The organism is Devosia sp. Z11_6, from assembly GCF_058133665.1.
This window is the reverse complement of sequence record NZ_JBYUNQ010000004.1, coordinates 199,448-222,860: the sequence shown is the minus strand read 5'-3', so window position 1 is coordinate 222,860 and position 23,413 is coordinate 199,448. Positions and strand designations below refer to the sequence as shown.

Genomic DNA, 23,413 nt, shown 5'->3' with positions numbered 1-23,413 from the left:
GCCGGTTCCCTCCTCTTCGCCCTTGCTGCGGCTGCGCGGCGTCGCCAAGGCCTATGGCGGCGTGCCCGCCCTGCGCGGTGTCGATCTCGATATCAGCGCCGGGGAAATCCATGCGCTGATGGGCGAGAACGGGGCGGGCAAATCCACCCTGATCAAGATCCTCGCCGGCGTCGTTGCCCCCGACACCGCCGAGATCGTGCTCGACGGCGTCCCGATCCGCATCGGCAGCCCGCGCGAAGCCTATCGGCTCGGCTTTCGTTTCATCCACCAGGAATTCAATGTCGTTCCGGCGCTGTCGGTGGCGGAAAACATCTTTCTGGGGCGCCCCTATCCGCGCCGCGCCGGTGCCTTTGTAGATTGGCGGCGCCTCAACCAGGCCGCAAGCGAAACCCTCGCGCTCCTCGGTATCACCCATCTCGATCCCGCCACCCCGCTCGGGCGCCTGTCGCTGGGCGACCAGATGCTGGTGCGCATCTCCGCCGCCTTTATCGGCGAAGCCGACGCCCCCGCGCGCCTTTACGTGCTCGACGAGCCCACCGCCGCCCTCAGCCGCGGCGAATCCGAGCGCCTCTTCACCGTGTTGCGTCAGCTGCGTGCCCGAGGCGCTGCCGTGCTCTATGTCTCGCACCGGCTGGACGAGGTCATGGCCATCTGCGACATGGCCACGGTGATCCGCGACGGGCGCAGCATCGATACTGGCCGCATCGCCGACATCACGCATGACGATCTCGTTTCCCTGATGATCGGCCGCCGCGTCGAGGAGGCCTATCCGCCGCGCACCACCGCCCCGGGGGAAGCCGTGGTGCTCGCCGCGGAAGCGCTCACCCCGCGCGGCGGCAAGCCGCTGAGCTTTGCCGTTCATTCCGGGGAGGTGCTGGGGATCGCCGGCATCGCCAATGCCGGCCAGCGCGAATTGCTGCGCACCCTGTTTGGCGATCTTGCCGCCAGCGGCGGCACCATGACCCTCGATGGCGCCCCTTATCGCCCCCGCAGCCCGGCCGATGCCTGGCGTGCCGGCGTCAGCTATATCCCGCGCGAGCGGCGCTCCGAAGGTCTGGTCCTGAGCCGCCCCATTTTCGAGAACACCACCCTGCCCCACCTGGCCGACCATAGCCGCTGGGGCACTTTCCTCACGCCCCGCCACGAGATGGCGCTGGCCGCCCAACAGGGGGAACTGGTACGCCTCAAAGCCGCTGGCCCCCGGCAGCGGGCGCAGGAGCTCAGCGGCGGCAACCAGCAGAAGGTCATTTTTGCCAAGGCGCTGGTCGGCAATCCGCGCCTCCTGCTGCTCGACGAGCCCACAAGGGGCGTCGATGTCGGCGCCAAGTTCGACATCTATGCAATCATCCGCGCCATGACCGCCCGTGGCATGGGCGTGGTGCTGGTCTCTTCCGACCTGCCTGAGCTTTTGGGCATGGCGGACCGCATCGCCGTGATGCGCGAGGGCGCCATCAGCGACATCCTCCCCGCCTCAGCCCTCGACGAGGAAAAGCTGCTCAATCTCTGCTATGGCCGCGCCACAGGATAATTCGATGCTCACCCTCCTTCGCCGCTATGGCACCCTCCTTGGTTTTGCGCTGATCCTCGTCACCTTCTGGGTCCTGCTGCCCGACACCTTCATGACTGCCCGCAACTGGCTCAATATCAGCCAGCAGATGAGCATGCTGATCGTGGTCGCCGCCGGCATGACTGTTGTCATGGTGATGGGCGATTTCGATCTCAGCGTCGGCTCCATGGCGAGCCTCGCCGGCATTGTGGTCGCCATTCTGTTCACCTTTGGCGTGCCGATCTGGGCCGCGGTGGGCATTGGCTTGCTGGTTGGGGTCGTGGGCGGCGCCATCAATGGGGCCCTGATCGCCTATGTCGGCATCTTGCCCTTTGTCGCGACCCTTGCCACCCTCACCATGCTGTCGGGCGCCGCTTTCGTCGTCAGCGGCGGCAAGACCATTTCGGGCCGCGCGATCCCTGCCGAATTCGGCGATTTCGCCCGCGGCGGGCTCCCCTTGGGCGAATGGGAGGGCGTTGCCATCGCCATCCCGAACCTCACCCTCCTCGCCATTGCCGTGGCCGCGCTGGCCTGGGTCCTCCTCGAGCAGACCACTTTTGGCCGGCGCCTTTACGCCATGGGCGGCAATATGGAGGCGGCCCATCTCAGCGGCGTGGCCGTGCGCAAGCTCAAGCTCATTGCCTTTGCCCTCACTGGCGGCTCGGCGGCGCTCGCCGGCATCATGTATGCCAGCCGCGTTGCCTCGGCCAACCCGACCCAGGGCAGCGGGCTTATGCTCAACGCCATTGCCGCCGTTTTTCTGGGCTCCACCCTTTCCGAGCACGGCGAGCCACGCCTGCTCTACACCATCGTCGGCGTGCTGATCCTCGGTATTCTCGACAACGGCCTGACCCAACTCAGCGTCGATAGCTATGTCCGCCAAATCCTTGTCGGTGGCATCATTCTCCTCGCCGTTTCAGCCAGTTCGCTCAGCCGCCGCGTGCGACGCTGAACCGGCGCAGCGGCCACCAGCGCGCAAAAGTCCTTGCTGGCACCGCCCGGAGGCTTTACGCGCAAGCTACAAACCTCGAATTTGACGGAGTCTGCATGAGCAAGCGCATTTTGGTCACGGGTGGCGCCGGGTTCATCGGCTCGCATCTTTGCGCAAAACTGCTCGACGAAGGCAATGAAGTGCTGTGCGTCGACAATCTCTTTACCGGCCGGCGCCGCAATATCGAAGCCTTGCTCGACAACAGGCGCTTCGAGTTCATGCGCCACGACGTGACCTTCCCCCTTTATGTGGAAGTGGACCAGATCTACAACCTGGCCTGTCCCGCTTCGCCGGTGCACTACCAGTTCGATCCGGTCCAGACCACCAAGACCAGCGTCATGGGCGCCATCAACATGCTCGGGCTCGCCAAGCGCCTGCGCGTGCCGGTGCTGCAAGCCTCGACCTCGGAAGTCTATGGCGATCCGGAAGTGCATCCCCAGCACGAAGGCTATTGGGGTCATGTGAACCCGATCGGCCCGCGCTCCTGCTATGACGAAGGCAAGCGCTGCGCCGAAACCCTGTTCTTTGATTATCACCGCCAGCATGATGTGCAGATCAAGGTGATCCGCATCTTCAACACCTATGGCCCCAACATGCACCCGGCCGATGGTCGCGTCGTGTCCAACTTCATCGTCCAGGCGCTGCAGGGCAAGCCGATCACCGTTTACGGCACCGGCAACCAGACCCGCTCATTCTGCTATGTCAGCGACCTCGTGGACGCCATGCACCGCATGATGAATACTGGACCGGAAGTCACCGGCCCGATCAATACCGGCAATCCCGTGGAGTTCACCATTGGCCAACTGGCCGAGCTTGTGGTGGAGCTGACCAATTCCGGCTCCGAGGTGGTGTACACCGATCTGCCGGTGGATGACCCCAAGCAGCGCAAGCCCAATATCAGCAAGGCACGCGACGTGCTGGGCTGGGAACCCAATGTGGCGCTGCGCGAGGGTCTGGAAAAAACCATCGCGTTTTTCCGCGACACCATCGAGCAGCAGCCACTGGCCGCCGAATAGGCCCGTGCGGGCGCCCTTAGGGGCGCCCGACACTCGCATAGCGGAAGCCGGCCGCCTCCACTTCCTTGCCGCGATACACATTGCGCAGGTCCACAAGAGTATGGGCGTTCATCGCCCCCTTGAGCCGCTCGAGATCGAGCGAGCGGAACTCGCTCCACTCCGTCACCAGTACCAGGCACTCGGCGCCGTCTGCCGCGTCATAGGCATCCCGCGCATAATGGATGTCGGGCATCATCGCCTTGGCCGCTTCCATGCCCTCGGGGTCATAGGCGCGGATCTTGGCGCCCGCATCGAGCAGTGACTGCACGATGGAGAGCGATGGCGCGTCGCGCATGTCGTCGGTATTGGGCTTGAAGGTCAGGCCCAGCACTGCCACAGTCTTGCCGCGCACTTCCCCACCCATCGCCGCGATCACCTTGCGCCCCATGGCGCGCTTGCGCCCGTCATTGATGGCGATAGTGGTTTCCACCAGCCGCAAGGGCGCCTCGTGGTCCTGGCCGGACTTGGCGAGGGCCGACGTGTCCTTGGGAAAGCACGAGCCACCATAGCCCGGTCCGGCATGGAGAAACTTGGTGCCGATGCGGTTGTCGAGCCCCATGCCGCGCGCGACGTCCTGCACATTGGCGCCGACCTTTTCGCAGAGATCGGCCATCTCGTTGATGAAGGTGATCTTCATCGCCAGAAACGCATTGGCGGCGTATTTGATCAGCTCGGAGGTGCGCCGACCCGTGAACATCAGCGGCCCCTGGTTGAGGTAAAGCGGGCGATAAACCTCGGTCATCGGCTCGCGGGCCCGCTCGTCCTCGATGCCGATGACGATGCGGTCAGGCAGCTTGAAATCGTGGATCGCCGCCCCCTCGCGCAAGAACTCGGGGTTGGACACAACAACCACATCCGCCTCCGGATTGGTTTCGCGGATAATGCGCTCGACCTCGTCACCCGTCCCTACCGGCACGGTGGATTTGGTGACAACGACGGTAAAGCCCGTTACCGCTTCGGCGATGGAGGCAGCGGCGGCATAAACATAGGACAGGTCGGCATGGCCATCGCCATTGCGCGCCGGCGTGCCTACCGCAATGAACACCACATCGGCATCCCGCACAGCGTCCCCGAGGTCCGTCGTGAACAGCAGGCGCCCGGCGGCGGCATTGTCCACCACCAACTGGTCCAGCCCCGGCTCGAAGATCGGGATTTCCCCGCGCTTGAGCGCCTCGATCTTGGTTTCGTTCAGATCAACGCAGGTCACCGTATGGCCAAAATCGGCAAAGCACGCGCCGCTGACCAACCCCACATAACCGGTTCCCACAACAGCAATATGCATCAACAATCCCCACGCAACAGTGAGGGATCACTTAGCAGAGCCAGAGTACCGGTAGAAGTGTCGCTGTTTGCGGGCGGGCTATGCCGTAGTTTCGCCGTTTGGGCGGGAACCGAATGGGATGCCAGTCGGGCTAAAAGAACAGCTGCAGCACGGCCCAAAAGCCAATGATGCAAAGCGCCAGCACGATCCAGCTCAGGGCCACAAAGCCAAGCACGATCCAGCCTCGCGGAATGGGCAACCGCTCTCGTTTGCTCAGGGCTTGCGTCGTCATGCCCGGTTCTCCGGCCGTTTCGGACGGCGGCTTGGCTAGGGCATGAGGATCCGGCTTAATCATTAAACTTGCGTTAACCCCCGCTGCGGCTGACTTGGTGCAGGTGCTGAGAACAAAGTGCCAATTGGGCATGGCCTCGGCGTGCGCGCCACCAAAACCCGGCTGAAACGGTTGGCTAAACAGTGCCGGTCCGAGAAGCGCGCGGCTTGTTTCGTTACTTAGGTAATTCTATCAAGATACGCGAAGACCCGCAACATTGCCGCCCCGGGCTGACCGGCACGATTGGGCTCAAGCCGGATCGACATAATAGCCGCCATAATGGGCCTCATAGCGCGAGCGCGGCACCTCCTCTCCGTTGAGCACGACCAGTACGGGCGCACCGGGCCGCACCGCTTCATCGAGCGCGGCGAGCCCCTTCTTGGCATCAGTCTGTGGCGTGCTCGCCCAGCGCACCACAAAGATAGCCGCCGTGGCAAAGCGCGCCAGATAAAGCCCGTCCACCACCGGGGCGAGCGGGGGCGAATCGATCACCACGACCTCGAAGGACTCCGCTGCCGCCTCGATTAACCGCCGGAAGCCGCCCCCCGCTACCAGCTGGTCCGTCGGAATATCGCTGCGCCGGGCGCCCATCAGCACGGTTAATTCAGTGTGCGGGTCTTTGCGGATCAGCGAAGCAATGCTGAGGCTTTCGCTCTTGTCAGCCAGGAAGTCGAGCAATCCCTCGGATGGCTCCAAGTCAAGCGCCTTGTGGATACTGGGCTTTCTCAGATCCCCGTCAATCAAGAGGGTCAAGCGCCCCGCCAGCGCATAGGAGCGCGCCAGCGCTAGGGCGGCAATGGTCTTGCCTTCGTCGGGGAGCGTGGAGGTTACCACCACAATCTCGCTGGTGCCGGGTTTGGTGTTGCCGGCGAACTGGTCGATCGAGCCCTGGATGCGGCGCACCGCTTCCGAGAACGCCGACAAGGGCGCATGGACCAGTGCATCGGCCGGCGCCGTGATGCCCCGGCGACCCGGCTTGTGCATTGGGAGTGCCGCCGCCACGCGGTGGCGCAGCACCGCCTCGGCTTGCTGCTCGGAGGTGAAGCCGCCAAGAAAATTCTCGTAAAGAAAGGCGCAGCCGACGCCGAGCCCCAGCCCCGCAAATGCCGCAAGAAACAAAGTTGTCCCCGGGTTGGGAAAGCTGGGGCGGGTCGGCTCAAGTGCGGGCGACACGATACGGCTATCGGCGACCTGCAGCGACGCCTGTGCATCCAAATCCTGGACGCGCGCCAGCAGCATTTCGTATTGGCGTCGTGCCAGTGCCGCCCCTTGCTGGAGTTCATACATGCCCGTGACCACGTCGGCGGGCAATTGGGTGCCCAGCACATTCTGGCGCATCTGCTGGCGCAGCACCTGTTCGCGGCCCTCGGCCCGGGTCATCTGGGTGCGCAGTGTGCCAAGCGCTGCGGTCGCGGTTTGCTGCAGGCGGCCTTCCACGTCATCGAGTTGCGAGCGCATTTGCGGGAAGGCGGGTGACTCCGGCGCCGTCGTGGCGAGCGAGGCGCTGATCTCCACCCTTTCGCGCTCCAGATCGCGCAACGCATCCGAGCCCAGCAGCTCCGCGCTGCCCTGCCAATCGGCCAAAGCTACCTGCCGGGACAGCTGATCCGCCAGGCCCGCTTGCTGGCTCCGCTCCGCCTGCAATTGGTCGATCTGCGCACGCAACTGTGCAATTGTGCTTCCCGCGCCCTCGGCATCGATCCGGATAAGGTTGTCGTCAATGAACTGGTCGAACGCACCCTCACTGGCAAGGATGGCAGCCCGCCCCTGGTTGATGCGCTCCTGCAGCACGTCGCGCGACACAAGCGTGCTGTCGATCTTGCCGCGCACCTGCTGCTCGATATAGGCCTCGGCCACCGCATTGGCGAGTTGCGCCGCGGCGGCGGGATCGCTCGAGCGCGCCTCGACGGCAATGAGATAGGTCAGGCCCCGCCGCTCCGCACTCACCGCCGCGCGCAGCGTGTTGAGCACCTCGCCTTGCACCTCGCGCCCCTCCGGGGCGGGCGGCCCTAGGCGCAGAAAGGCCATGATGCTGTCCCGCAGCCCCAGACCCGGCGCAAATTGCGGATCGGCGAGCAAATTCTCGTCCTCGATCACCTGCAGCAGCACCCGGTCGGAGCGCACCAGCTCCACTTCGCTTTCCACCCGCGCATTGTCGCTGCTGGCCGTGGCCGACTGATTTTGCGGGTTCAGCAGATCCTTGCTCGCCGGATCCACCTGTACCAGCGCGCTCGCCGTATAAACCGGCTGCAGCAAGAGGCTCACCAGCACCGCCCCACCCGCAACGAGGGCTGCGATCAGGAGGATCAGCCGCGTTTGCCGCCGCAGCAGCCCCACAATGGCACGCACATCGATGGGGGCATCCTCGGCTGGCACCTCCTGGCTGAACATGCTCATGCGCGCTCCCCCCAGTGGCGCGCCTGCCCGTGCGCCGACGCCGAAGGCACAGGCTCCGGCATGGGCCCATAGTGCCTTACGGGCTTAGCCTTACAAGCCTTTTCTGCTTTCTGGGCCGCGCAATCTAAGCAGATTGTTGAGCCGCCTCCGGCCCCTCGCTCGGGCTGGTTACCGCGGCCCGCGGTCACCCACCTGCAAGCCAATGGCTATCTCGACTGAACAAACAACAGGGGCGGACCACTCGGATCGGCCCCCATTGTTCCGGCCAAGTCCTTGTTACATCAGAGCCCGGTCCAGGTGCGTATAGCCGCCATCCACAAACAGCCACTGCCCCGTCGTGTGGCTGGCACGCGGTGACAAGAGGAACACCACCGTATCGGCGATCTCTTCGGCCGTGGTCATGCGCTTGCCCAGGGGAATGCGCTCGGTGATCTCCTTGAGCCGCGCCTCTGGATCGGCCGCCGACTGGATCCAGTTGGCATACATGGGCGTCATCACCTCGGCAGGGATAACGGCATTGACCCGGATGCCGTCATTGCGCAGCGACGCCGCCCATTCGCGCGTCAGCGACAGCTGCGCCCCCTTGGCGGCGGTATACCCGCTGGTGTTGCCCTGTCCGGTGAGCGCGGTCTTGGACGAGATATTGATGATGGCCCCTTTGCTCTGGCGCAGGGCGTCGAGGCAGTGATGGGCAAGGGCGAAATAATGGATCAGGTTCTTTTCCAGCGATTGCCGGAAGTCGTCGGGCCCTGCATCGAGCCCGACCCCATCATTGAGGCCGGCATTGTTGACGAGACCATCGAGCCGCCCGTAAGCGGCGAGCGTTTCGTCAACCGCCGCCTCGCAGGCCGCATCATCGCTGAGATCGAACTTGATCAAGCGCGCCTTGGGCGCCAGTGCGAGCAGGCGAGCGCGAAAATCCTCCGAAAGCTCGCTGCGCCCGAAGATCACGGGAATGGCGCCCTCCTCGGCGAGGCAGAGCGAGATGGCACCGCCGATGCCGGCCCCGCCCCCGGTGACGATGAAGACCTTGTCTTTGAGCTGCAGATCCATGCTCAGTTCCTGAACTGATAGGTTTGAAGGGAAGCGGGCTTCATCTCGATGGAAAAACCCGGTGCCGTGGGCGGCATATAGGCGGCGTTCTCGATGACGCAGGGATCGAGGAAATGCTCATGCAGATGATCGACATACTCGATCACCCGCCCCTCCTTGGTGCCCGACACGACGAGGTAATCGATCATGGAGAGGTGCTGCACATATTCGCAGAGACCCACCCCCCCGGCATGCGGCCACACCGGCAGGTCGTATTTGGCCGCCATCAGCAGGACGGCCAGAACCTCATTGAGCCCGCCAATGCGGCAGGCATCGATCTGGACGATGTCGATGGCACCGTCCTTGATGAACTGCTTGAACATGATGCGGTTCTGGCACATCTCGCCGGTCGCCACCTTGACCGGGAAGACCCCCTCGCGAATCGCCTTGTGCCCTGAAACATCATCGGGGCTCGTGGGCTCCTCAATGAAATAGGGCTTGAAGCGTGAGAGGGCATTGACCCACTCGATGGCTTCGCCGACTTCCCACACCTGGTTGGCATCGATCATCAGGAAGCGGTCAGGTCCCATTATCGAGCGCACGATTTCGAGGCGGCGGATATCGTCGTCACGATCGCGCCCGACCTTCATCTTGATGTGGTTGAAGCCTTGCTCGACCGCCTCGGTGGCGAGGCGCGTCAGCTTTTCGTTGGAATAGCCCAGCCAGCCAGCGCTGGTGGTGTAGCACTGATAGCCCTCGGCCCGCAGGGTCGCCATGCGCTCCGCCTTGCCCGCTTCCGCCTTGCGGAAGATCGCCAGGGCCTCTTCGGGCGTGACGGCATCGGTGAGATAGCGGAAGTCGATGATCGAGACGAGCTCTTCGGGGCTCATCTCGCCCACAAGCTGCCACACCGGCTTGCCGGCCTCCTTGGCGAGCAGGTCCCAGACAGCGTTGACCACCGCGCCGGTCGCCAGATGCATGGCGCCCTTGTCGGGGCCGATCCAGCGCAGCTGGCTGTCGCCGGTCACATGCCGCCAGAAGCGGCCGGGATTCTCGCGGATCCAATCAAGCTCGAGCCCCAGGACACGTGAACGCAGGGCCTCGATGGCGGCGCAGACAACTTCATTGCCCCGCCCGATGGTGAAGGTCAGCCCGTGGCCGGCCAGCTCCTGGGCGTCGGTTTCGAGGATCACATAGGCGGCCGAGTAATCGGGATCGGGGTTCATCGCGTCCGAGCCGTCCAGTTGCTCGGAAGTTGGAAAGCGCAGGTCGAGCACCTGCAGATTGACTATCTTGGTCACGAGAAACTCCGAAGGAAGGCGCTTGGCCGAAGATCATGCCGGAGGCAAAGCGCCCCCGGCAGCTAGGTGCAGGGTCTTGGCCCCTAGTTGTAGAGCACCGCCGCGATCTCGGGATCGTTCATGTTGCTGGCGTCATAGAAGAAGAAGCCGGTGTCGATTACCTCGGGCAGTTCGCCGCCATCGAGCGCCGTCACCGCCGCCTTGACGGTTTCATAGCCGATGCCCACCGGGTTCTGGGTGATGGCGCCGGCCATCAGCCCGCTTTCAACCATCCCCTTCTGGGCCGCACCTGAGTCAAAGCCGATCACCACGACCTGGCTGCCCAATTCCTGCTTGCCATTGGCAACACCGATCGCCGAGCCTTCATTGGTACCGAAGATGCCTTTGAGGTCCGGATTGGCGAGGAGGATCGACTTGGTGATCTCGGTCGATTGCAGCTGGTCGCCGCCGCCATACTGAACCGACACGATCTCGATATCGGGATAGGCTTCGGCGATGCGGTTGACGAAGCCATCGCGCCGATCAATGCCGGTGCGGCTGGTCTGGTCATGGGCGACAACGGCGATCTTGCCGGAACCACCGATCAGCTCGGCCATCTTGTCGGCTGCAAGCGCTGCGGCAGCGACGTTGTCGGTGGTTGCGGTGGTCAGCGGGATGTCGCTGTCGACGCCCGAGTCAAAGGCGATCACCGGGATGCCGGCATCCTTGGCCTGCTGCAGCAGGGGCGTTGCCGCCTGGCTGTCGAGCGCCGCAAAGCCGATCGCAGCGGGATTGCGCGACAGGGCGGCTGCCAGCATGTCGATCTGACGATCGACCTGGGTTTCATTGTCCGGGCCTTCAAAGGTCACCGTTACGCCAAATTCTGCACCGGCCTTGTCGGCGCCGGCCTTCACCGCCTGCCAGAACTGGTGCTGAAAGCCCTTGGAGATCAGCGCGATCTCGCGCGTTTCCTGCGCAAAGCTGGCGCCGCCGGAAACCAAGAGAGCAAGGGCGCTGATGGCCGCAAGCAGGGTACGTCTGGTCGTCATGTTTTTTCCTCCCGGAGGGAACTGGTTATGTATGCAGCCAGAGGCGTTGCTCGCCTTCTTGGTGTTGGCGCCGCGGCGCGATCGCTTGCTCGGCGCCTATAATTTGCGGCGCCGCAGGATATCGGCGTAAACGGCGAGAATGATGATGAGCCCGGTGACGACGGTCTGCCATTCCTGCGCGACCGAAAGGATGCGCAGGCCATTGGCGAGCACCGAGATGATCAGCGCACCGATCAGGGTGCCCAGCACGGTGCCCCGCCCGCCGCTGAGCGAAGTGCCCCCAATCACCACCGCCGCAATGGCATCGAGCTCATAGCCCTGCCCCAGTGCCGGCTGGGCCGAGTTGAGGCGCGAAGCGATGAGCAGACCGGCGATGCCCACGACACTGCCGGCAAGGGCGTAAACGCCGATCTTCCAGCGATCGACATTGACGCCGGACAGGCGCACCGCTTCCTCGTTGGAGCCCAGCGCAAAGGTATAGCGCCCGAGCGCGGTCTTGCTCAGCACAAAGCTGATGACGATGGCGACAAGGAACAGGATCAGCACGCCATTGGGCACCGGCAGCGCCGGGATCACCGAGCCGATCAGCGAGCCCTGCGCGATCTGGGTGAAGCCGGGCGTGTTGTTGAAATAGATTGGCTTGGTGCCAGAAATCACCAGCGACAAACCCTTGAGGATCAGCATCATGCCCAGGGTCGCAATAAAGGGCGGCACTTTGAGCTTGGCGATGATCGTACCCGAGATCAGCCCGCTCGCGGTGCCCGCCAGAATGGCGCCGACCACCCCAATGGGCAGCGGCAGGCCAAGATTGGTGAGAAGCACACCGGCGATCACCGCGCAAAAAGTCATGAGCGTACCCACGGACAGGTCGATGCCGCCGGTGATGATGACGATGGTGGCGGCAATGGCGAGCACGCCATTGACCGAGGTGGCCTGCAGGATGGCCAGCACATTGGCGGTTTGCAGGAAATTGGGCGAGGCAAGGCTGAACACGACGAGAAGCGCGATCAACCCGGAGAAAGCCAGCAGCTTGTGGTAGGCCCCCGATGAGCGGATGCCCGCAAGCAGGGCTGGCCGGTCGGCAGTGCCAATTGTGCTCATGATGCAGCCTTTCGCTCGAGTTCATCTGCGCCAACGGCACTGGGCCGGAGCGTTGCCAAACGCATGATATCTTGCTGCGGGGCACCCGGGGGTAGAAAACCGGTCAGTCGCCCCTCGCACATCACCGCAATGCGGTGGCTGAGGCGCAGCACTTCGGGAAGTTCCGAGGAGATGACGATGATGGCCCGGCCTTGCGCCGCGAGGGCATTGAGCAGCTTGTAGATCTCGGACTTGGCCCCGATATCGATGCCGCGCGTTGGCTCGTCAAAGATCAGGATCGGGCAATCGCGCAGCAGCCATTTGGCGATCACCACCTTTTGCTGGTTGCCGCCCGAAAGCAGCCGCGCTTCCTGGGTATCGGAGGGCGTCTTGATCGCGAGCTGCTTGATAAAGCCCTGCGCCGTCTGGCGCATCACGCCGTCCCGCAGCACACCCGCGGCGCCGGTGAAGCGCTTCAGGGTCGCAAGCGCGATGTTGTTGCGCACGTCCATTCCGGTGGCGAGGCCGAAATGCTTGCGGTCCTCCGAGAGGTAACCGATGCCGGCGCGCACTGCGTCCTGGGGAGAGCGGATACGGACCGGCTTACCATCGAGAAGGATCTCGCCCGCTTCGATCGGGTCGGCGCCGAAAATGGCGCGGGCCACTTCGGTGCGCCCGGCCCCCATCAGGCCGGCAAAGCCGAGGATCTCGCCCTTGCGCACGGAAAAGCTCACATCGCGGATTTCGCGGCCGCGGGTAAGATTACGCACTTCGAGCGCCACCGGCGCTGCCTGCGTATCGGGCACCACTGCGGTTTCGTTGCTCAGAGTGCGGCCAACCATCATCTGGATGATGGTTTCGATCGGCGTTGCGGCCGCCGGGACCGTGCCGACATATTCGCCATCGCGCATCACGGTGACGCGGTCGGCGATGCGCTTGAGCTCGTCCATCTTGTGGGAGATGTAGACGATCCCCACCCCTTCGGCCTTCAGCCGCCCAATAATGATGAAAAGCTCGCTGATCTCGGCGTCGTTAAGGGCGGCGGTCGGCTCATCCATGATGAGGACGCGCGAGCGATAGGACAGCGCCTTGGCAATTTCGACCATCTGCTGCTTGGCGATGGTGAGGCTTTCCACCGGCACGCGCGGATCGAGCGCCAGGTTCATGGAGCGGAAAATGGCCTCGGCCTGCCGGTTGAGCGCGCTTTCATCGAGCAGCAGCCCGCGGCGGGGTTCGCGGCCGATGAAGATGTTCTGCGCCGCGGTCAGATCTCGCATCAGCGCCAGTTCCTGATGGATGATGCTGATGCCCAGCGCCTGTGCTTCGCGCGGGCTGGCAATGCTGGCGGCCTGGCCATCGACGAGGATTGTCCCTGCATCGGCGCTGTAAACACCGGACAGGATTTTCATCAGCGTCGACTTGCCGGCGCCGTTTTCCCCCATCAGCGCATGCACTTCTCCCGACAGCAGTTCAAACTGAGCCCCCTTGAGCGCCCGTACGCCGGGAAACGACTTGTCTATCCCGGTCATGGCCACAAGGACGCTCACGTCGTAGCTCCCTCTGGCAGTCGATAGAACCGGGCGGCGTTGCCCCCGAGAATGGCGGCTCGTTCCGCTTTGGAGAGATCGGCAAGGAGGCGATCAGTGACCTCGGTCCAGAACGCGAAAGGCGCCGCCAGCGTCAGCACTGGCCAATCCGAGCCCCAGAGCAACCTCTCAGGGCCGAACCAGTCCAGCAGTCGGTCCAGCACGGGTCGGAGCGTTTGCACCGCCAGCTCGACTGTGCTGCGTTGCTCGGGCACCATCTCGGTGAGGAGGCCCGAAAGCTTGCAGCAGATACGCGGATCCTGTGCGAGTTCCGCCATGCCGTCACGCCACAACGCGTGGCGCGGATCGTCTGCAGGGGCCGAGGGCTTGGCGGCATGGTCAATCACCACCGGCAGATCTGGGTAGCGGGCAGTGAATTGCCGCAGCGGTGCGAGATTGCGCGGCAAGACAAGGGCATCGAAGCCCAGACCATGCTCGAGCAGAGCCTCGACGGCGTCTGGACGCGGACGCGTCGCGATCCAGTCGTCCTCATCGATATCCTGCAGCATGGGGCGGACCCCCTTGAACAGGGGGAAGGTGGCCAATTGCGCGATGGTTTCGGCAGCATCTTGCGCCGCCAGGTCTACCCAGCCAACGACCCCACCGGCGCGCGGATCGGCAGCGGCGACGTCCAGCAGGAAGCGGGTTTCAGCGACCGTCGGAGCCGCCTGAACCAGGATACGCCTCTCGATGCCCGCCTCTTGCGCGAGCGGCTCGAGGTCCTGCGGGCCCCAATCGCGATAAATGGGAGCAAGGGCGGCGTTGTCTGGCTGCAGCCAGCCATAATCGCCCCGCCCCAATTGCCAGAAGTGACTGTGGGAATCGATGCGCCCGGACATGATCTGAGCCGCCTAGATCGTTACGCCGCCGTCGACGACGACCGCCTGACCGGTGACGAAGCGCGATTCATCGGACAACAGGAACACCACCATGGGGGTAATGTCATCAACAGTGGCCAAGCGCCCCATGGGCTGGCGGGCGATGAAGTCCTTTTCGGCCTGCACCGGGTCGGCAGCGCTGGCGATGCGGCTGCGCAGCGAGGGCGTATCCACGGTCGCGGGGCACAGCGCATTGCAGCGCAGGTTCTGCTTAACGAAATCGGCGGCAATGCCCTTGGTCAGGCCGATCACTGCAGCCTTGGTGGTGCCGTAAAGGAACCGGTTCGGGAAACCCTTTACCGAGGAGGCCATCGAGGCCATGTTGAGGATGGCGCCACCGCCGGTCTGCTTGCCGCGCTCCAGCATGCCCGGCAGGAATGCCTGGATGGTGTGGAACATGCTCTGCACATTGAGCGAGAAGCTGAATTCCCAGTCCTCGTCGGTGCAATCGAGCACGGTGCCGTTGTGAACATAGCCGGCGCAGTTGAAGAGGCCATCGAGCGGCGGCAGCTGAGCGGCCAGCGCCTTAATGGCCGCACCATCACGCATGTCGAGCACATGGGTGGTGATGGCCGCATTCTCGACTTCGAGGCTCGCGAGCCCTTCGGCATTGATGTCAACGGCGATCACTTCAGCGCCCTGCGCCGCGCAGGCCAGCGCACTGGCGCGCCCCATGCCCTGAGCCGCCGCCGAAATGAAGATCCGCTTGCCTTGCAGCCGCATATTGATTGCCCCCTCCAGTTCAATCTCGGACGCCGACGCGTCTCATATACAAATCATGTGTTCACAAATGAACCAAACCTGCAATAGAAAACAAGGGAGGGGAGCACGCCATGACCAAACCTGCCGCTGCGCTTGCTGATGATCGCGAGGACCGTTATCGCGCCCCGGCGCTGGACAAGGGCCTCGATATTCTGGAGCTGCTCTCGGACCAGGCGAGCGGCTTGACCCGCGGCGAGATTGTCAAGGCGATGGGCCGCAGCCCGGGCGAAATCTATCGCATGCTCGAGCGGCTCGTCGTGCGCGACTATGTCAGCCGCTCGGCTGAGGGCGATCGCTACGCGCTGACGATGAAGCTCTTTGTGCTTGCCCATCGCCATCCCCCCGTGCGGCGGCTGGTAGCTCGGGCCATGCCACTGATGGACGGCTTTGCCCGGGAGATAGGGCAGTCTTGCCACCTCGTGGCGCCGGACGCCGATAGCGGGATTGTCGTGGCGCAGGCCAGTTGTCCGGGCAATTGGGAATTTGGCATCCGGGTAGGCACCCATCTCGACCTGCTGTCCACCGGGTCAGGACTGCTGCTGCTGGCGTTTCAGGACCCACTTGCGCGCGAGGAACTGCTGGTGCGCTGGGGAGGCACTGACAAGCCGGCGCGGCTACTCCACAGCGAAAAGGTGCTTGCGGCGTACAAGGCGCAGGGCTTCCGCGTCGGACAAAGCCAGCAGCTGGTGGGGGTGGAAGACATCAGCGTGCCCGTGCTGTCGCCGGACGGCTTTGCCATTGCCGCCCTCACCTGCCCGTTCCTGCAGCGGCTGGACGGCACAGCACCCAACGTCAGCGCCGCCCTTGCCAGCCTGAAGGCTTTGGGTGAGAAACTATCCCTCAGCTAAGACTTTCAGCTGTTGGGCAAGACTTCGTCAGGGCCAAGCACACCTTTGCGGATGGCAAAATCGGCATAGGGCCGGCGCTCCTGCGTCCAGATCACAGCGTAGGCCTGCTTGGCCCGCTCGTAAAACGCATAGCGTTCGATACCGATCATGCGGAACTCGGTGCCTTCCAGCAACTGCATGACCTCCGCCTGCACCGGCACGATCTCGTCTGGCGCGCCGACCACTTCCATCCGGGCGATAGCATCGGTGACATAAGTGTCGATCGGCATTACCGAGAGCACGGCCTGGACAGCACGCACAATGCCGCAGTCCATGCGGATCGCCCGCCCGAAGACCGTGCTGCGCGCCACCGAATCGGCCGGGAAGTTGGAATCGGCGATGATCAGGTCGTCGCCATGCCCCATCGCCCGTAGTGCCAGCAGCGCCTCGGGGCTCAGCAGTGGATCAATCCCTTTTAGCATCCTTGATGTCCTTGGTGATTGCAGCATCGAAGGATGCAGTCTGGCCCGGATCTTGGCGGACAACAATGCCACCCTTCGGGAGAAGGAAGGCATAACCATCCCACGAGCCAGCGCGCGGCAAAGGAACCGAGTTCAGGCTGGGCCGTTCTGTCTGCCGCGGGGCAAGAGCGCAGTTTTTTATAGCGCGAACCAAGGTGCACGAACGGGGCACCGGAACAATTTGGAGTATAACAATGAAGAAGATTCTCTTGGCTTCGGTGGCTGTTATCGCAATGGGCGTGAGCCCGGCATTTGCCCAGATCCTTAAGAACAACACGGATGCTGGCGCAGCTGTTGGAGCCACCTCAGGCGGTGTTGCCGGCGCCGTTGCCGGTGGGCTGATCTTCGGGCCGATCGGGGCCATCATCGGCGGCTTTACGGGTGCCACAATCGGCGCGGAAGCCGGCGTCGAGGCTAGCGACATTGATTATGTCCGCCTCAACCCAACCGAACCAGTGGTGATCGATGGCGACGTCGACGTTGGGTATGTGGTTCCAGAAACTGTCGTGATCGCTCCGGTCGAGGGCCGCGACAATCTCGGTTACTTCTACACCGAAGATCGCGTCTACTTCGTGGATCTGGGCAACCGCGCCGTGATCTACTCGCCTGGTACGGTGGTTGCGGGCCAGTAAGCCCTTTTCAAGATCGGGAGCGGACCAGTCCGCTCCCCTTCCCGAAAGCCGCCCCCCTCCTCCCGGGCGGCTTTCCTGTCTTTGGACCATGGAGGTCCACACGCGAACATGCGGGCCGTTTTGCCGCGGCCCCGGCGGATTGTGCTGCTGCGCACTTGGTGCCTAGATACCGGTTAGGCACCGCGCTCCGGCACCAGCTTCTTTCCCGAAAACGGGGGCGTTGAAGCTGGGCTGAAATAGAGTAGTTCGGCGTCCTGGCGGAGCGTTGTCATGACCTACGGCCTTACAGCAGAGCTCCTGGCGCGCATCCAGTTCGCGTTCACGGTATCATTCCACTTCATCTTCCCAGCATTTTCCATCGGGCTGGCCAGCTTTCTTGCCGTCCTCAATGGTCTCTGGCTGTGGAAGCGCGACCACGCCTATCTACGCCTGTTTGAATATTGGAAGACCATCTTTGCCGTAACCTTCGGCATGGGCGTGGTTTCAGGCATCGTGATGAGCTATCAGTTCGGCACGAACTGGTCCGTGTTCTCCGACCGTGCAGGCGCGGTTATTGGCCCCTTGATGGGCTATGAAGTGCTGACGGCGTTTTTCCTCGAAGCCGGTTTCCTCGGCATTGCTCTGTTTGGCCGTCAGCGCGTGGGCGATACGCTCCACATGGTTGCCGTGTGTGCCGTGGCGTTGGGCACCCTGATCTCCGCCACCTGGATCACCTCAGCCAACAGCTGGATGCATACTCCGGCGGGCTACTCGATCGCTGAGAATGGCATCTTCCTGCCCGAGGATTGGTGGGCGATCATCTTCAACCCCTCGTTCCCGTATCGTCTCACTCATACCGTGCTCGCCGCCTATCTCACCACCGCATTCACCGTCGGTGCCGTGGGGGCCTGGCATATGCTGCGGGACAGATCGAACCGTCAGGCACAGATCATGTTCTCCATGGCCATGTGGATGGCGGCCGTGGTCACCCCGTTGCAAATATTTGCTGGCGACCTGCAGGGGCTCAATACGCTTGAGTATCAGCCGGCGAAGATCGCCGCCATGGAAGGGCATTATGAGACCCATACCGACGGCGCGCCGCTGATCCTGTTCGGGATCCCCGACGACAAGGCTGAAACGACCCATTATGCGATTGAAATTCCCAAGCTCGGCTCGCTAATCCTGACCCACAAGCTCGACGGGGAGGTCAAAGGCCTCAAGGAGTGGGCGCCCGAAGACCGTCCGCCAGCCTTGATCCCGTTCTTTACCTTCCGGATCATGGTCGGCATCGGCTTCTTGATGCTCGGCATCGGGCTGTGGTCACTATGGGCGCGCTGGCGCAAGACCCTTTTCACCAATTCATGGCTGCATCGCGCAGCGCTGGTGATGGGACCGTCCGGCTATGTTGCCGTGCTTGCGGGCTGGTACACCACGGAAGTTGGCCGCCAGCCCTACACTGTTTACGGGGTCATGCGCACCGCCGACAGCTTGTCACCCGTAGCGGCACCGGCAGTGGGCGCCTCTTTAACCGCGTTCATCATCGTTTACTTCGTCGTCTTCGGCGCGGGCGTGTTCTACCTGTTCCGGCTGATGCGCCGACCGCCGGTCCTCGAGGAGGATCACGAGCTCGACAAGGGCCCGCACCGCGCCGCGGGCATCATGCCGGGCCCCGCGCAGGAAGACCCGATCCGATCAGGAGGCGCCGGTGCCAATTGACCTTGATCTGCCAACAATCTGGGCCGGGATCATCGCCTTTGCGGTGCTGGCCTATGTAGTGCTGGACGGCTTTGATTTGGGGATCGGGATCCTGTTTCCCTTTTTCCCCAAGCGGCACGACCGCGATGTGATGACCAATTCGGTCGCCCCGGTATGGGACGGCAATGAAACCTGGCTGGTGCTGGGCGGCGGCGGGCTGATGGCGGTGTTCCCGGTGGCTTATGCCACCGTGCTGCCGGCCCTCTACATGCCGATCATTCTGATGCTGCTCGGCCTGATCTTTCGCGGCGTTGCCTTCGAGTTTCGCTGGCGCACCCATCGCGGCTCTGCCTGGTGGGACAAGGGGTTCTGGATCGGCTCCACCTTGGCCGGGTTTACCCAGGGCATTGCGCTGGGTGCACTGGTGCAAGGTATCCGGGTCGAGGGCCGCTCCTACGCCGGAGGCTGGTGGGACTGGCTGTCGCCCTTTTCCGTGCTGTGCGGCGTCGCAGTTGTGGTTGGCTATGCCTTGCTGGGCGCAACCTGGCTCAACCTCAAGACCTCGGGGGAACTGCAGGCCCATGCGCGCAAAGTGGCGATGTGGTCGGGCGCGGGCCTGCTTGTCCTGATCGGGGTGGTTTCGCTGTGGAGCCCCTTCATCAACCAGGTTTATTTCGAGCGCTGGTTTGGCTGGCCCACGATGTTGTTTTCGGGCGTGGTTCCCCTGCTGCTGGCCGCCTGCGCCTTTGCCCTTTGGCAGGGGCTCGTAACCGACAAGCACTTGCAACCCTTTCTCGCCGCGTTGGGGCTGTTTGTGTTGAGCTTTGCCGGGGTCGGCATCAGCTTTTACCCCTATATCGTGCCGGGCAGCTTTACTATCGAGGAAGCCGCGGCGCCCGATAGCTCCTTGCTGTTCCTGCTGGTTGGCGCTGTTGTTCTGGTGCCAATTATCCTGGCCTACACCGCCTATGCCTATTGGGTGTTTCGCGGCAAGATCGACCCGGAGGAGGGCTACCATTGACCGGCCCCCGTTCAAGGGCCAGCCAATGGTTGTGGTTCGTTGGCCTGTGGATCGCGGGGGTTGCGGTTGTGACCGCTCTTGGCCTCGTGATCCGATTGTTCCTGGCCACCTAGGCGGCCAGGCTTTCCAGCAGTTCACCAATGATGCGCACCCGCTCGGCGGGTGTTTGCGTTTCCTGGCGCGAGATGAGCCGTCCATCGCTCAACTCCAGTACGCCTCCGCTTTTTTTGGCGAGCCTCTGGGCGCTGCGTTCCGGGGCGGTCAGGGCGATCGCCAGGGGACCGGCTTCGATCTTCCTGATGCCCAAGGCAGGCGCCGCGATGGCGATGCGAGCAGCACCCAGCAGGGTGCGGGTCGCCTCAGGCAGTTCGCCGAAACGATCCGCCAATTCATCGGCAAAGGCATCCAAGGCTTCGGTGGTGCGCAGCCGTTGCAGCCGGGCGTATAGATTGATGCGAACCACGGCTTCCGGAACGTAGTCGGGCGGGATTGAGCCGCCGCCACCCAGATTTAGATGAATGGGGCCGCTTTGTTTGCCGCCCTCCCCCTTGGCGGCGGTGACGGCGCGCTCCAGCAGATCCTGGTAAAGCCCCGCCCCGAGCAACTTCATGTGTCCGGCCTGTTCGTCGCCAAGCAAATCGCCGCCACCGCGCAGGTCAAGATCACGGGCGCTTATTTCAAATCCCGAGCCCAGGCGGTCAAAGGCCTCAAGCGTCGAGAGACGGGCCCGTGTAGCTTCGGGGATCTCATCGTTGGGATCGGTGAGGAGATAGGCGATCCCCTGGGCCCGGGCCCGACCCACGCGACCCCGCAACTGGTGCAGCTGCGATAGGCCGAAGCGGTCGGCGTGCCAGACCAGCATGGTGTTGGCGCGCGGCACATCGAGACCACTTTCGATAATGGTGGTGGCCAGCAAGATATCCCCCACCTCATTAGCGAAATCCACCAATACCCGGTCAATCTCGGCCGGGGGCAGATCGCCATGGGCGATCGCCACCGTGAGTTCCGGGACGATGCGGGCCAGTTCCTCGGCGAATGGAGGAATATCTTCGATGCGCGGCACGACAATGAAGCTTTGCCCGCCGCGTCGCCGCTCGCGCAACAAAGCGGTGCGCAACGAGCCCGCATCAAAGGGCGCGAGGAAAGTGCGGATGGGCCGGCGGCGAGCGGGAGGGGTCGCTATAATGCTCACATCCTGCAAACCCACCAGGGCCGCCTGGAGGGTGCGCGGGATCGGCGTCGCGCTCATCATCAGCACGTGCAGATCGGGTGCGAGCGCGCGCAACTGGGCCTTGAGCTTGGCACCAAACCGCTGCTCCTCATCGATGATCACGAGGGCAAGGTCCTTGAACGCCACGTCCTTGCCCACCACGGCTTCGGTTGCCACCAGGACCTGGACCTCTCCGCTCGCAAGCTCTTCCCTAACCGCCTTGCTCTGCGCCGGCGTCAGCAAACGCGAGAGCTGGGCAACCTTGATGTCGGTGCCCGCGAAGCGCCGCTCGAAGCTTTGCAGGTGCTGGCGGACCAGCACCGTCGTGGGAGCGACCAGCACCACTTGCCGGCCAGCCAAGGCCGCTGCCGCGGCTGCTCGCAATGCGACTTCAGTTTTGCCAAACCCTACATCGCCACAGACCAGGCGGTTCATCGGCCGGCCGGAAGCTAGGTCCTCCAGCACTGCGTGGATCGCGGCCGACTGGTCGGGTGTTTCTGGGTAGGGGAACCGGGCTGCAAGCCGCGCAAAAGCTGCCGCGGGGGGTTCGATCGGCTCGGCCGTGGCCTGTGCCCGGGCCTTGGCAGCTGCCGCCAATCCCTCGGCGGCGGCATCAATCTGAGCGCTGACTTCCGCCCGCCGATTTTTCCAGGCATCGGTGTGCAGCCGGTCCAGTGTGACAGCCTCGGCGTCGGCGCCATAGCGCCACAACCGACCGAAGTCCTCCACCGGCACCAGCACGGACGCACCGCCATGGTATTCCAGGCGCACGGTGTCTTGCTCGCTCCCTTCTACCTCGACACGATCAAGGTCACGTAAAATGCCGACGCCATAGTCCTCATGCACTACCACGTCGCCGACCCGCAGCTCGGTTTGGCCCAGCAGCACGGCAGCATCGGTTTGTTCCGCGTCGGCAAGGCGGGTGCCCAAGGCGTCAGGGGCGGCGATGAGAACAAGGTTGTTGGCCCGGTCCACAAAGCCAGCGTCGAGGTCGAAGGGCAGTGCCAAAGGCTGGTCCGTTGGCTCCGCGTCTACATCGTGCCAGGTGGCCAGCAGCTTTGGCGAGGGCCCGCGGGAGCGGCGCAGCATTGTTCGCAGCCGCTCCAGTTCGCCGTCGGTGCCTGTCAGCACTACCCGTTGCCCACCCTCCAGCTGCTCGCGCGTGAAGCCTGCAAAGGCGCGGGATGGATTCCGCTCCAAGGTAAAGCGCGGTGCTGGCTCGAGCCCTTCCAGGTCGAGCTCCTGTAATTGGCGGCTGGCGAGGGCTGTGGTCCACTCCTCCGCGGAGAGGTAAAGCGCCTCCGGAGGCAGCGGCCTTGATTCAGCGCCGAAGTCAGTTGCGGCTTGGTGGGCTTCCCTGATCTGCTCGATCAAGGTGGGAGCGCGCTCCGCCGCAATCTCGCTGAGCCAAAGGGTGGCGTCCGGAAGGTAATCGAAGACGGTCTGCAGCCGCTCGTATTGCTGTGGCAGCCGATGCTCGGCTCCGGGGAGCCGCTCGACATCATCGCCGATCAGTTCGGAGGCGGCGCCCAAAAGCAGCTTGTCCTGTTCCTGTTCGGTCCGCTGGCTGCGCGGATCATAGGCAAAAATGCTCTCGATCCGGTCGGCTTCGTCGAGCATCAGGCGGAATGGGGCTTCGCCGTCGGCTGGAAAAATCTCGATCGCGCTGCCCCTGAGCGCAATCTCGCCGGGCTCATCGACCCGGTCGTCAACCTCGTAGCCAGCGCGCCCGGCAAAGGCTTCGAGCGCTTGGCGGTCCAGCGTTTCACCGCGGCGCAGTTCAAGCACACAGCCACTGACGGCTTCAGATGGCGGAACCCGCTGCAACGCGGCATCCACCGACGTCACCAGGACGCGGCCCCCGGCCCGTTCGCCCAGGCACTGCCGAAGGGCGGACATCCGTTGGCCCATGCTCTCATGGCTGGGGGAAGACCGGTCATAGGGGAGGCAATCCCAGGGGGGCAGCAACAGCACCTGGGCCTTGGGGGCAAAACTGCGCAGTGCTCGAGTGGTTTCCTCAGCTCGACGCTCACTTGAGACAATCAGGAGGACCGAGCTGTCCGCACCAAGCGTGGCCGCCAGGCGGAACGCGGTTGCGGCGGCGGGCGGCTGCCGGGAAGGCGCCGACCGATCTTGCTCAATGGATGCTGGATTGCCCCGAGGGGCGAGCCGGCGCGAGGGAATAGCCTCGGCAGCAGGGGTGGTCATGGGAAGGTCACTCGAAACAACTGGACTCCGGCAACGCGGGTGAGGTGCCCGTGTTCCCCCCATGCCAACGCT

The 23,413-nt window shown here is 63.7% G+C and carries 19 protein-coding genes; 7 read left to right on the top strand and 12 right to left on the bottom strand.

Annotated elements, in window-relative coordinates; translation table 11 throughout:
* Positions 1–22 precede the first annotated feature (22 nt).
* The 3 genes from AC3YMN_RS13290 (at position 23) to AC3YMN_RS13280 (ending at position 3,553) form a co-directional block, all read left to right on the top strand.
* The gene (locus AC3YMN_RS13290; RefSeq protein ID WP_489890366.1) at positions 23–1,528 is read left to right on the top strand and encodes a sugar ABC transporter ATP-binding protein; all 1,506 of its coding nucleotides are present in this window, start codon (positions 23–25) and stop codon (positions 1,526–1,528) included.
* A gap of 4 nt (positions 1,529–1,532) precedes the next feature.
* Positions 1,533–2,498: an ABC transporter permease gene (locus AC3YMN_RS13285; RefSeq protein WP_489890365.1), complete on the top strand. Its 966-nt coding sequence runs from the start codon at positions 1,533–1,535 to the stop codon at positions 2,496–2,498.
* Positions 2,499–2,593: 95 nt separating this feature from the next.
* Positions 2,594–3,553, top strand: coding sequence for a UDP-glucuronic acid decarboxylase family protein (locus AC3YMN_RS13280; protein WP_489890364.1), 960 nt, complete (start codon positions 2,594–2,596; stop codon positions 3,551–3,553).
* Positions 3,554–3,569: 16 nt separating this feature from the next.
* Here AC3YMN_RS13280 and AC3YMN_RS13275 read toward each other — a convergent pair whose 3' ends face one another.
* The 10 genes from AC3YMN_RS13275 to AC3YMN_RS13230 all read right to left on the bottom strand — a co-directional run bounded on the left by AC3YMN_RS13275 (position 3,570) and on the right by AC3YMN_RS13230 (position 15,209).
* The gene (locus AC3YMN_RS13275; protein WP_489890363.1) at positions 3,570–4,874 is read right to left on the bottom strand and encodes a UDP-glucose dehydrogenase family protein; all 1,305 of its coding nucleotides are present in this window, start codon (positions 4,872–4,874) and stop codon (positions 3,570–3,572) included.
* A 130-nt stretch (positions 4,875–5,004) separates the two neighbouring features.
* Complete coding sequence (locus tag AC3YMN_RS13270; protein ID WP_489890362.1) at positions 5,005–5,145, bottom strand: hypothetical protein; 141 nt, start codon at positions 5,143–5,145, stop codon at positions 5,005–5,007.
* A 288-nt stretch (positions 5,146–5,433) separates the two neighbouring features.
* On the bottom strand, positions 5,434–7,581 hold the full coding sequence (locus AC3YMN_RS13265) for a GumC family protein (RefSeq protein ID WP_489890361.1): 2,148 nt from the start codon (positions 7,579–7,581) through the stop codon (positions 5,434–5,436).
* 276 nt (positions 7,582–7,857) lie between these two features.
* The gene (locus AC3YMN_RS13260; RefSeq protein ID WP_489890360.1) at positions 7,858–8,634 is read right to left on the bottom strand and encodes an L-fucose dehydrogenase; all 777 of its coding nucleotides are present in this window, start codon (positions 8,632–8,634) and stop codon (positions 7,858–7,860) included.
* A 2-nt stretch (positions 8,635–8,636) separates the two neighbouring features.
* The gene (locus tag AC3YMN_RS13255; protein WP_127752439.1) at positions 8,637–9,914 is read right to left on the bottom strand and encodes an L-fuconate dehydratase; all 1,278 of its coding nucleotides are present in this window, start codon (positions 9,912–9,914) and stop codon (positions 8,637–8,639) included.
* Positions 9,915–9,997: 83 nt separating this feature from the next.
* Entirely contained in the window at positions 9,998–10,942 is a 945-nt protein-coding gene (locus AC3YMN_RS13250; RefSeq protein ID WP_489890359.1) for an ABC transporter substrate-binding protein, read from the bottom strand.
* A 96-nt stretch (positions 10,943–11,038) separates the two neighbouring features.
* The gene (locus tag AC3YMN_RS13245) at positions 11,039–12,043 is read right to left on the bottom strand and encodes an ABC transporter permease (RefSeq protein WP_127752437.1); all 1,005 of its coding nucleotides are present in this window, start codon (positions 12,041–12,043) and stop codon (positions 11,039–11,041) included.
* On the bottom strand, positions 12,040–13,551 hold the full coding sequence (locus tag AC3YMN_RS13240; RefSeq protein WP_489890542.1) for a sugar ABC transporter ATP-binding protein: 1,512 nt from the start codon (positions 13,549–13,551) through the stop codon (positions 12,040–12,042). Before AC3YMN_RS13240 ends, AC3YMN_RS13245 begins: the two co-directional genes overlap by 4 nt.
* A gap of 14 nt (positions 13,552–13,565) precedes the next feature.
* On the bottom strand, positions 13,566–14,447 hold the full coding sequence (locus AC3YMN_RS13235) for an amidohydrolase family protein (protein ID WP_489890358.1): 882 nt from the start codon (positions 14,445–14,447) through the stop codon (positions 13,566–13,568).
* Positions 14,448–14,459: 12 nt separating this feature from the next.
* The gene (locus AC3YMN_RS13230; RefSeq protein ID WP_489890357.1) at positions 14,460–15,209 is read right to left on the bottom strand and encodes an SDR family oxidoreductase; all 750 of its coding nucleotides are present in this window, start codon (positions 15,207–15,209) and stop codon (positions 14,460–14,462) included.
* A 110-nt stretch (positions 15,210–15,319) separates the two neighbouring features.
* Between AC3YMN_RS13230 and AC3YMN_RS13225 the strand changes: the two genes are divergently transcribed.
* A complete protein-coding gene (locus AC3YMN_RS13225) occupies positions 15,320–16,096 on the top strand; it encodes an IclR family transcriptional regulator (protein ID WP_489890356.1) in 777 nt (258 codons plus the stop codon).
* A 5-nt stretch (positions 16,097–16,101) separates the two neighbouring features.
* Here AC3YMN_RS13225 and AC3YMN_RS13220 read toward each other — a convergent pair whose 3' ends face one another.
* A complete protein-coding gene (locus AC3YMN_RS13220) occupies positions 16,102–16,557 on the bottom strand; it encodes an RbsD/FucU family protein (protein WP_489890355.1) in 456 nt (151 codons plus the stop codon).
* Between the two features lie 233 nt (positions 16,558–16,790).
* On the opposite strand from AC3YMN_RS13220, the gene AC3YMN_RS13215 reads away from it, so the two are divergent.
* The 3 genes from AC3YMN_RS13215 to cydB all read left to right on the top strand — a co-directional run bounded on the left by AC3YMN_RS13215 (position 16,791) and on the right by cydB (position 19,923).
* Complete coding sequence (locus AC3YMN_RS13215) at positions 16,791–17,228, top strand: DUF1236 domain-containing protein (protein WP_489890354.1); 438 nt, start codon at positions 16,791–16,793, stop codon at positions 17,226–17,228.
* Between the two features lie 270 nt (positions 17,229–17,498).
* Positions 17,499–18,923: a cytochrome ubiquinol oxidase subunit I gene (locus tag AC3YMN_RS13210; protein WP_489890353.1), complete on the top strand. Its 1,425-nt coding sequence runs from the start codon at positions 17,499–17,501 to the stop codon at positions 18,921–18,923.
* Entirely contained in the window at positions 18,919–19,923 is a 1,005-nt protein-coding gene (gene cydB, locus AC3YMN_RS13205; protein ID WP_172124891.1) for a cytochrome d ubiquinol oxidase subunit II, read from the top strand. The genes AC3YMN_RS13210 and cydB overlap by 5 nt, the downstream gene beginning before the upstream one ends.
* Before the next feature lie 109 nt (positions 19,924–20,032).
* Here the strand turns inward: cydB and AC3YMN_RS13200 are convergent, their stop codons facing one another.
* On the bottom strand, positions 20,033–23,341 hold the full coding sequence (locus AC3YMN_RS13200; protein WP_489890352.1) for a DEAD/DEAH box helicase: 3,309 nt from the start codon (positions 23,339–23,341) through the stop codon (positions 20,033–20,035).
* Positions 23,342–23,413: the final 72 nt, after the last annotated feature.

Excerpts from the sequence above, each read along its gene's own strand:
- AC3YMN_RS13285 (WP_489890365.1), top strand. The coding sequence starts at position 1,533 with ATGCTCACCCTCCTTCGCCGCTATGGCACCCTCCTTGGTTTTGCGCTG.
- AC3YMN_RS13280 (WP_489890364.1), top strand. The coding sequence starts at position 2,594 with ATGAGCAAGCGCATTTTGGTCACGGGTGGCGCCGGGTTCATCGGCTCG.
- AC3YMN_RS13275 (WP_489890363.1), bottom strand. The coding sequence starts at position 4,874 with ATGCATATTGCTGTTGTGGGAACCGGTTATGTGGGGTTGGTCAGCGGC.
- AC3YMN_RS13270 (WP_489890362.1), bottom strand. The coding sequence starts at position 5,145 with ATGACGACGCAAGCCCTGAGCAAACGAGAGCGGTTGCCCATTCCGCGA.
- AC3YMN_RS13265 (WP_489890361.1), bottom strand. The coding sequence starts at position 7,581 with ATGAGCATGTTCAGCCAGGAGGTGCCAGCCGAGGATGCCCCCATCGAT.
- AC3YMN_RS13260 (WP_489890360.1), bottom strand. The coding sequence starts at position 8,634 with ATGGATCTGCAGCTCAAAGACAAGGTCTTCATCGTCACCGGGGGCGGG.
- AC3YMN_RS13250 (WP_489890359.1), bottom strand. The coding sequence starts at position 10,942 with ATGACGACCAGACGTACCCTGCTTGCGGCCATCAGCGCCCTTGCTCTC.
- AC3YMN_RS13245 (WP_127752437.1), bottom strand. The coding sequence starts at position 12,043 with ATGAGCACAATTGGCACTGCCGACCGGCCAGCCCTGCTTGCGGGCATC.
- AC3YMN_RS13240 (WP_489890542.1), bottom strand. The coding sequence starts at position 13,551 with ATGACCGGGATAGACAAGTCGTTTCCCGGCGTACGGGCGCTCAAGGGG.
- AC3YMN_RS13235 (WP_489890358.1), bottom strand. The coding sequence starts at position 14,447 with ATGTCCGGGCGCATCGATTCCCACAGTCACTTCTGGCAATTGGGGCGG.
- AC3YMN_RS13230 (WP_489890357.1), bottom strand. The coding sequence starts at position 15,209 with ATGCGGCTGCAAGGCAAGCGGATCTTCATTTCGGCGGCGGCTCAGGGC.
- AC3YMN_RS13225 (WP_489890356.1), top strand. The coding sequence starts at position 15,320 with ATGACCAAACCTGCCGCTGCGCTTGCTGATGATCGCGAGGACCGTTAT.
- AC3YMN_RS13220 (WP_489890355.1), bottom strand. The coding sequence starts at position 16,557 with ATGCTAAAAGGGATTGATCCACTGCTGAGCCCCGAGGCGCTGCTGGCA.
- AC3YMN_RS13215 (WP_489890354.1), top strand. The coding sequence starts at position 16,791 with ATGAAGAAGATTCTCTTGGCTTCGGTGGCTGTTATCGCAATGGGCGTG.
- AC3YMN_RS13210 (WP_489890353.1), top strand. The coding sequence starts at position 17,499 with ATGACCTACGGCCTTACAGCAGAGCTCCTGGCGCGCATCCAGTTCGCG.
- AC3YMN_RS13200 (WP_489890352.1), bottom strand. The coding sequence starts at position 23,341 with ATGACCACCCCTGCTGCCGAGGCTATTCCCTCGCGCCGGCTCGCCCCT.